General features: G+C 60.5%; 7 protein-coding genes. All 7 read right to left on the bottom strand.

Annotated features, from left to right (window positions below):
- Nucleotides 1–616: 616 nt before the first annotated feature.
- The 7 genes from KBY08_RS24070 to KBY08_RS24040 all read right to left on the bottom strand — a co-directional run bounded on the left by KBY08_RS24070 (nucleotide 617) and on the right by KBY08_RS24040 (nucleotide 7,907).
- Nucleotides 617–1,381, bottom strand: coding sequence for an ABC transporter ATP-binding protein (locus KBY08_RS24070; RefSeq protein ID WP_003412889.1), 765 nt, complete (start codon nucleotides 1,379–1,381; stop codon nucleotides 617–619).
- A gap of 9 nt (nucleotides 1,382–1,390) precedes the next feature.
- Entirely contained in the window at nucleotides 1,391–2,509 is a 1,119-nt protein-coding gene (locus tag KBY08_RS24065) for a succinylglutamate desuccinylase/aspartoacylase family protein (protein WP_111522727.1), read from the bottom strand.
- Between the two features lie 12 nt (nucleotides 2,510–2,521).
- Complete coding sequence (locus KBY08_RS24060; protein WP_111522726.1) at nucleotides 2,522–3,232, bottom strand: ABC transporter permease; 711 nt, start codon at nucleotides 3,230–3,232, stop codon at nucleotides 2,522–2,524.
- Complete coding sequence (locus tag KBY08_RS24055; protein WP_225651286.1) at nucleotides 3,229–3,957, bottom strand: ABC transporter permease; 729 nt, start codon at nucleotides 3,955–3,957, stop codon at nucleotides 3,229–3,231. Before KBY08_RS24055 ends, KBY08_RS24060 begins: the two co-directional genes overlap by 4 nt.
- A 77-nt stretch (nucleotides 3,958–4,034) precedes the next feature.
- Nucleotides 4,035–4,817: a transporter substrate-binding domain-containing protein gene (locus KBY08_RS24050; RefSeq protein ID WP_225651285.1), complete on the bottom strand. Its 783-nt coding sequence runs from the start codon at nucleotides 4,815–4,817 to the stop codon at nucleotides 4,035–4,037.
- 343 nt (nucleotides 4,818–5,160) lie between these two features.
- Nucleotides 5,161–6,864, bottom strand: a complete 1,704-nt coding sequence (locus tag KBY08_RS24045; protein WP_111522725.1) for an ATP-dependent DNA ligase — start codon at nucleotides 6,862–6,864, stop codon at nucleotides 5,161–5,163.
- Nucleotides 6,861–7,907: a ligase-associated DNA damage response exonuclease gene (locus tag KBY08_RS24040; protein ID WP_003402302.1), complete on the bottom strand. Its 1,047-nt coding sequence runs from the start codon at nucleotides 7,905–7,907 to the stop codon at nucleotides 6,861–6,863. The genes KBY08_RS24045 and KBY08_RS24040 overlap by 4 nt, the downstream gene beginning before the upstream one ends.
- Between the last annotated feature and the right edge of the window lie 32 nt (nucleotides 7,908–7,939).

Below are 7,939 nucleotides of genomic sequence, written 5' to 3'. Positions count from 1 at the left end.
GTGGAATACAGAATGCAGGCCGCCAAGGCAGCGTAGGTGGATAATTGTCCAACCTTCGGGGGTCACACCAGAGCGTGAGGAACGATAGTCGTCAGGAATAACACCATCGTGCCGATGCTCTGCGTCGGCATGCCGTTCTGGACGCTCTGCGTCCTCTTGATGACGCGGAGCGTCACGAAGTGCATTCCCATGCTGGAGCGTGAGGAACGATAGTTGTCAGGGGTAACACCATCGTGCCGATGCTCTGCGTCGGGCATGCCGGTCTGGACGCTCTGCGTCCTCTTGATGACGCGGAGCGTCACGAAGTGCGTTCCCACGCTGGAGCGTGAGGAACGATAGTCGTCAGGAATAACACCATCGTGCCGATGCTCTGCGTCGGCATGCCGTTCTGGACGCTCTGCGTCCTCTTGATGACGCGGAGCGTCATGAAATGCATTCCCATGCTGGAGCGTGAGGAACGATAGTCGTCAGGGATAACACCATCGTGCCGATGCTCCGCGTCGGCATGCCGTTCTGGACGCTCTGCGTCCTCTTGATGACGTAGAGCGTCTTCCACGCTTGAGCGTGGGAACGAGATTTGAGGGGGGATCCAGACGTGTGTACGCAGCAATCCGTGCTACTTCAGATTGCCGCTCAAGAACTGCTGCAAACGCTCGCTTTTCGGGTTGTTGAGGACTTCATCCGGATGGCCGGATTCTTCGATCTGGCCCTGGTGCAGGAATACCACCTGGCTCGCCACCTTGCGCGCAAAGCCCATTTCGTGGGTGACCAGAATCATTGTCCGGCCTTCTTCAGCCAGGCCTTGAATGACCTTCAGCACTTCACCGACCAGCTCCGGGTCCAGCGCGGATGTAGGCTCGTCGAAGAGCATGATTTCCGGCTCCATCGCCAGCGCACGGGCGATGGCCACGCGCTGCTGCTGACCACCGGAAAGAAACGCAGGATACTGATCGGCGACACGCTCCGGCAGACCGACCTTTTCCAGGTATTTGCGCGCGCGAGCCTCGGCTTCGGCCTTGGGCACGCCCAGCACCCGGCGCGGCGCCATGGTGATGTTTTCCAGCACGGTCATGTGCGCCCACAGGTTGAAGTGCTGAAACACCATCGCCAGCCGCGTGCGGATACGCTGCAGCTCATCCGGGTCGGCAACGCGCATACCGTCCTTGTCGCTGACCATGCGCACTTGCTTGCCATCCAGGCTCATCGCCCCGTCACTGGGTTGTTCGAGAAAATTGATGCAGCGCAAAAAGGTACTCTTGCCGGAGCCACTGGCGCCGATCAGACAGATGACGTCACCGCTGCTGGCCTTGAGCGATACGCCTTTGAGCACGTGGTTGTCGCCATAGCTTTTGTGCAGGCCATCGATGGTCAGTTTGTACATGACAGGTCCTCAAGGAGAAAGTAGATAGCCGCTGCGATAGGCGTGGGTACCGGCGATGTGCGCAATGACCATGCCGGCAGTCGCCATGCGGCGCAGGGAACGCGCATACAGCAGGCCTGCGTTGAGGGCATGGATGCAGGTCACGGTGTCGCTGATCGGGTCGATGACCTCGGCAATCAGCTGGCCGGCTTCGACGTGTTCGCCGGGCATCGCGCAGAACACCAGCAGGCCGCCGACCGGCGTAGACACCGGTTCGACCGCTGCCAGTGGCGTAGCGGGGTAGAGCAATTCGGGCAGCGGCTGCAGATCGCCGTCAATGATGCCGGCATCGATCAGGTAATGAATGATCGCCTGACAGTCGCGGCTGGCCAGCGCATGGTTGACATCGGCTTGCCCGCGCAGCTCCAGGGTCACTGAAAAGCTGCCCATGGGAATCGGAAAGCGCTCGCCAAAGCGTTGCTGCAATTGCCACCAGACCAGGGTGAAGCACTCATCGAACGACTGCCCGCCTGAGTCGGTCGCCAGCAGGCTGGCTTGCGCGCCCAGGTAGCGTGATAACGGTTCGACTTTCGGCCAGGCTTCGGGCGTGGTGTACAGGTGCTCGACCGACTCGAAATCACAGTGCAGGTCCAGCACCATGTCGGCATCGCAGGCCAGGCGCTGCAGGGTCAGGCGTAGCGATTGCAGCTGGGTGGTCGCCGGTACGGCATTCAGCGCCGCCAGCAGGCTGTCCCTTACCAGCGCGCGGTTGTGCTCTGCGTCGTTAGTCAGTCGGGTTTCGATGTCATCACCGACCTGAGTGCCGAGGTCGCTGAACCCGCGATTGAAGTTCTGCCCGCTTTCCAGCTCGTAGCGGCCCAGCGGGGTGTCCATCAGCACCTGTTCCAGACCGATCGGATTGGCGACGGGCACCACAACGATTTCGCCCAACAGACGACCGGCGTTTTCCAGTTCGGCCAGACGCTGCTTCAGGTACCAGGCCACCAGCATGCCCGGTAGCTCGTCGGCATGCAGCGATGCCTGGATATAGACTTTGCCGGCGCCGTTTTGCGGCCCGTAATGGAAGCTGTGGATTTGCCGGCCAGTGCCGGGCACTGGCGACAGCAAGTCATGGGTGTGATGGCGCATGTTCAGTCCTGATTAATGGGCCGGGCCGAGAAAGGTCAGCCAGCGGCGTTCGGCAAGGCGGAACAGCCCGACCAGAATGAACGTCACGGTCAGGTACATCACGGCGGCGATACCGAAGGACTGGAAGGTCATGAAGGTCGCAGAGTTGGCATCCCGCGCGACTTTCAGGATGTCCGGCACCGTAGCGGTAAAGGCCACAGTGGTCGAGTGCAGCATCAGTATTACTTCGTTGCTGTAATACGGCAGCGAACGGCGTAACACCGACGGCATGATCACGTAGGCATAAAGTTTCCAGCCGGTCAGGCCGTAGGCCTTGGCCGCTTCGACTTCGCCGTGGGCCATGCTGCGGATCGCCCCGGCAAAGATCTCCGTGGTGTAGGCGCAGGTGTTCAGCGTGAAGGCCAGGATCGTGCAGTTCATCGCATCGCGAAAGAACGCATCGAGCATCGGCTGTTCACGCACCGCGGCAAGGCTGTAAATGCCGGTGTAGCAGATCAGCAGCTGTATATAGAGGGGCGTGCCGCGAAACAGGTAGGTGTAGAACTGCACCGGCCAGCGCACCCAGCGGTTTCTCGACACCCGCGCAATCGACAGCGGGATCGACACGCAGAAGCCGATAGCGATGGAGGCGCTGAGCAGCCACATGGTCATCGCCAGGCCGGTGACGTTGACGCCATCTGTATAAAGGAAGGGTTTCCAGTATTCCTGCAGCAATTCGATCATCGCTGTGCCTCCCGGCTGCCTGCGGCGTAATACCGCTCAGCCCAACGCAGGGCGAAGTTCGAGGCGCTGGTGATCAGCAGGTAGATCAATGCTGCCAGCACCAGAAAGTAGAACAGCTGATAGGTGCTCTTGCCCGCATCCTGTGACGCCTTGACCAGGTCAGCCAGGCCGATGATCGATACCAGCGCAGTCGCCTTGAGCAGCACCTGCCAGTTGTTGCCGATACCCGGCAGCGCGTAACGCATCATCTGCGGGAACACAACGTAACGAAAGCGCTGGCCGCGTTTCAATCCATAGGCCGTCGCTGCTTCCACCTGACCGCGAGGCACGGACAGAATCGCGCCGCGAAAGGTCTCGGTGAAGTACGCACCATAGATGAAGCCCAGCGTGATGACGCCTGCGCCGAACGGGTTGATCTCGATGTATTCCCATTCCATCGCGTCGGTCAGCATGGTGAGCCAGGTTTGCAGGCTGTAGAAAATCAGCAGCATCAACACCAGGTCCGGAACACCGCGGATCAGTGTCGTGTAAATTTGCGTCGGCACGCGCAGCAGCGCAGAGCTCGACAGTTTGGCGCTGGCCCCTATCAGTCCGAGCAAAATGCTCAGCGCAAGCGACAGCACAGCCAGTTTGACGGTCATCCAGGTGCCTTCCAGCAACAGCGGGCCAAAGCCCTTCAGGCTGAATGCCGAGAGTCCCAGGTTTTGCATGAGTGCATCGAGCATGGATAGGCCTTGTTACCAACAAAAACGCCCACCGATCGGGCGACGAATGATCGCCGAAATCGATGGGCGTCGGGGTGTTATTTACCGCTGTAGAGGTTCAGGTCGCCAAAGTGTTTTTTCTGGATTTCAGCGTAGGTGCCGTCTTTGTGCATCGCCTCGATGCCTTTGTCCAGCAACGCCTTGAGTTCCTTGTTGCCCTGGGCAATGCCGATGGCGGTTTTGGCTGGCAGCAGTTCGCTGTCGATAGGCTTGCTGACTTCGTAGTCAGCACCGGCTGGCGATTTCAGGAAGCCCAGTTCGGCCTGCAGCATGTCCTGGATCGAGGCGTCGAGACGGCCCGAGGTCAGGTCGGAGTAAACCTGATCCTGGTTGGCATAGGCCTTGGTGGAGATACCGGCCTTGTCCAGTACCGCCTTGGCGTAGGCTTCCTGAATGGTGCCTTGCTCATAGCCCACGGTCTTGCCTTTCAGGCTGGCCGGGTCGGCAGTAAAGCCTGCACCTTTCTTGAACACCAGCGAGGTCGGGCCGGAGAACAGCTCGTTGGAGAAGTCGATGACTTTTTCGCGAGCAGGGGTCACGGTCATCGAGGAGATAACGCCGTCGAATTTGCGTGCCTTGAGGCCGGGGATCATGCCGTCGAAGTCGCTTTCGATCCATTTGCATTTGACTTTCAGCTCTTTGCAGATTGCGTTGCCCAGATCGATATCGAAGCCGACCAGGCTGCCGTCGGCTGCTTTGGATTCGAACGGTGCATAAGATGGATCGACGCCGAAGCGCAGTTCCTTGTATTCCTTGGCCATGGTGTTACCGGCGGCGATGCACAGAGCCAGTGCAGAAAGAGTCAGCCATGCTTTTTTCATTGTTCAGTCCTTAAAACCTTAAATGGGGCGTTGGGAATACGCGAAGCGTGCTACCGGCAAGTGCCAGATAGGCATTGGTTAGCAATTTCCGAACCAGAGGAACGAACGTGCGTTTGAAATATAAGGGGTTGTCGCTATTTCATATATACGGCTGGCAATTGGCCGCCCATGCGCGCTTACAGGGTTGGTGTTCATCGCCCGGTCCTACGCAAGGTGCGGTGTCAGGTGATACAGAGCGGAAGATTGGTAACGAATCAGGAAGTTTCCTGCAGGGAGGCGGGATGATTCGTTCTCCGGTGTTTCAAAAAGGTGCACGCTATTTGGCGTGCGCCTTTTTGGTGCTCTAGTTCAGCAGGTCCTGCAGCGTCGCCAGACTGTCGGCTTCGGCGACGGGCTTGTCCTGGCGCCAGCGCAGCATGCGCGGGAAACGCACCGCGATGCCGCTCTTGTGGCGCTTCGACAGGGCGATGCCTTCAAAGCCCAGCTCGAACACCAGCGTCGGCGTTACGCTGCTGACCGGCCCGAATTTCTCCACCGTCGTCTTTCGAACGATGGCGTCGACCTTGCGCATTTCTTCATCGGTCAGCCCCGAGTAGGCCTTGGCGAACGGCACCAGCGTGCGTTCACTGGCTTCGGGCGGGCCATCCCACACCGCAAAGGTGTAGTCGCTGTACAGGCTGGCGCGTCGTCCGTGACCGCGTTGCGCGTAAATCAGCACGGCATCGACACTGAACGGGTCGATTTTCCATTTCCACCACACCCCCATGTCCTTGGTGCGACCGACGCCATACAGCGAGTCGCGAGCCTTGAGCATCATGCCCTCGACGCCCAGGCTGCGGGAGGCTTCGCGCTGGGTGGCCAGGTCGAGCCAATCCTTGCCGCTGAGCACCGGGGAGGGCATCAGCACCTCGCTCTTGCAGGTTTCGATCAAGGCTTCCAGTTGCGAGCGGCGTTCATGTTGCGGGCGGCTGCGCCAGTCATCGCCTTGCCACTCCAGCAGGTCATAGGCGAGCACCACGACCGGAACGTCGGCAAGAATCTTTTTGCCCAGCGTCTTCCGGCCTATGCGCTGTTGCAGCAGGGCGAACGGTTGGACCGAAGGCGCTGCCGCAGGAGCATCGCTGTTCAAGGCAAACTCCGCATCGGCATCGGGGTTCGCATCGGGGGCTTTCCAGACCACGATTTCGCCGTCGATCACCGTGCCGTCCGGCAGGCACTGCACCAGGCTGTGCAGCTCCGGAAAACGGTCGGTCACCAGTTCTTCGCCGCGTGACCAGATCCACAAGCGCCCGTCGCGTTTGACCAGTTGCGCGCGAATGCCGTCCCACTTCCATTCCACCTGCCAGTTCTGCGCCGGACCGAGCAACGCCTCAAACTGATCGGCGGGCTGTTGCAGGGAGTGGGCGAGAAAAAACGGGTAGGGCTGGCCGCCGCGTTGGGCGTGCTCATCCTCGGATTCCGGCGCGATCAGCTTCAAATAGCGTTCGGCGCTGGGCCTGTGCGATAGATCGGTGTAGCCCACCAGCCGTTGTGCGACGCGTTTGCTGTCGATATCTGCCAGCGCCGCCAGCGCACGGGTGACCAGCAGCTTCGACACGCCGACCCGGAAACTGCCGGTGATCAGCTTGATGCAGACCATCAGACTGCTGCGGTCCAACTGCGACCAGAACATCGGCAGCCGCTCGGCAAGTTCTTCAGGCGGCAGGCCGCGCAATGGCAACAGCTTGTCTTCCATCCACGTGGCCAGGCCTTCGTCATTACTGTGGTCGGCCTGGGGCAGTAACAGCGACAGGGTTTCCGCCAGGTCGCCGACCGCCTGATAGCTCTCTTCGAACAGCCATTCCGGCAGACTTGCCAGGGTCATGGCCTGTTCGCGCAGCACACGGGTCGGCACCAATTGCCGTGGGCGGCCGCCTGACAGAAAGTACACCGCCCAGGCGGCGTCCTCTGCTGCCGCCTTTTCGAAGTAGTCGCGCATTGCGGCGAGTTTGGCGTTGCTGGAAGTGGTCGCGTCCAGCTGTGCGTAGAGTTCAGCAAAGGCTTTCATGACTGAGCCTCACCCGTGCCTGCCGCCTCGGGTTCGCCGGCTGCCGGGTTGCTGTCTTCTTCATCGCCGTATTCGGTGCTGAAGCCCTGTGCGTCGAGACCCAGTTCACGCAGGTAACGCACCAGTATGCCGACCGAGCCGTGGGTCACCATGACGCGTTCGGCACCGGTCTGTTCGACAGCCCACAGCAGGCCCGGCCAGTCGGCGTGATCGGACAGCACAAAACCGCGGTCCACACCGCGCCGGCGTCGTGTGCCGCGCAGCATCATCCAGCCGCTGGCAAACGCATCGCTGTATTCGCCAAAGCGCTTCATCCAGCTGCTGCCACCCGCTGAAGGCGGGGCAAGGATCAACGCCTGGCGCAGCGCGGGATCGGTCTTTTTGAAATCGCCGGCGTATTGGGTTTCCGGGATGTAGATGCCGCCCTCGCGATACACGCGGTTCAGCGGCTCGACGGCGCCGTGGACCAGAATCGGTCCGATCTGCGCGTCAATGCCGTGGAGGATGCGCTGGGCCTTGCCGAACGAGTAGGCGAACAACACGCTGGCCTTGCCCTGGGCTGCATTGGCACGCCACCACTGGTTGATACCTTCGAAGATCTGCGCCTGCGGCGCCCAGCGATAGATCGGCAGGCCGAAGGTCGATTCGGTGATAAAGGTATGGCAGCGCACCGGTTCGAAGGCCGCACAGGTGCCGTCCGGCTCGACTTTGTAATCGCCGGAAGCAACCCAGACCTCGCCTTGGTACTCCAGTCGCACTTGCGCCGACCCCAGTACATGCCCGGCCGGATGCAGGCTCAGTTTCACCCCGTGATGGGTGATGGTTTCGCCGTACTCCAGAGTCTGCAGATTGATGTCCTGCCCAAGGCGCGAACGCAGAATACCCTCGCCACTGGCGGCTGACAGGTAATGCTCGTTGCCCGTGCGGGCATGATCGCCATGCGCATGGGTGATGACGGCGCGTTCGACAGGACGCCATGGATCGATATAGAAATCACCGGGTGGGCAGTACAAACCTTCGGGGCGCGCAACGACAAGATCCATGGGGCAACCGTATGGATGGGCTTGTTAGCTAT

Source organism: Pseudomonas sp. P135 (assembly GCF_020312125.1).
Lineage (GTDB): Bacteria > Pseudomonadota > Gammaproteobacteria > Pseudomonadales > Pseudomonadaceae > Aquipseudomonas > Aquipseudomonas fragariae.
Note: the sequence above shows the minus strand (reverse complement) of the source record. Positions and strands in the feature narration are given on the sequence as shown.

What these genes read in the sequence shown, in the direction of transcription:
- KBY08_RS24055 (WP_225651286.1), bottom strand. Translation starts at nt 3,957, where the DNA reads ATGCTCGATGCACTCATGCAAAACCTGGGACTCTCGGCATTCAGCCTG.
- KBY08_RS24060 (WP_111522726.1), bottom strand. Translation starts at nt 3,232, where the DNA reads ATGATCGAATTGCTGCAGGAATACTGGAAACCCTTCCTTTATACAGAT.
- KBY08_RS24070 (WP_003412889.1), bottom strand. Translation starts at nt 1,381, where the DNA reads ATGTACAAACTGACCATCGATGGCCTGCACAAAAGCTATGGCGACAAC.
- KBY08_RS24040 (WP_003402302.1), bottom strand. Translation starts at nt 7,907, where the DNA reads ATGGATCTTGTCGTTGCGCGCCCCGAAGGTTTGTACTGCCCACCCGGT.
- KBY08_RS24065 (WP_111522727.1), bottom strand. Translation starts at nt 2,509, where the DNA reads ATGCGCCATCACACCCATGACTTGCTGTCGCCAGTGCCCGGCACTGGC.
- KBY08_RS24050 (WP_225651285.1), bottom strand. Translation starts at nt 4,817, where the DNA reads ATGAAAAAAGCATGGCTGACTCTTTCTGCACTGGCTCTGTGCATCGCC.
- KBY08_RS24045 (WP_111522725.1), bottom strand. Translation starts at nt 6,864, where the DNA reads ATGAAAGCCTTTGCTGAACTCTACGCACAGCTGGACGCGACCACTTCC.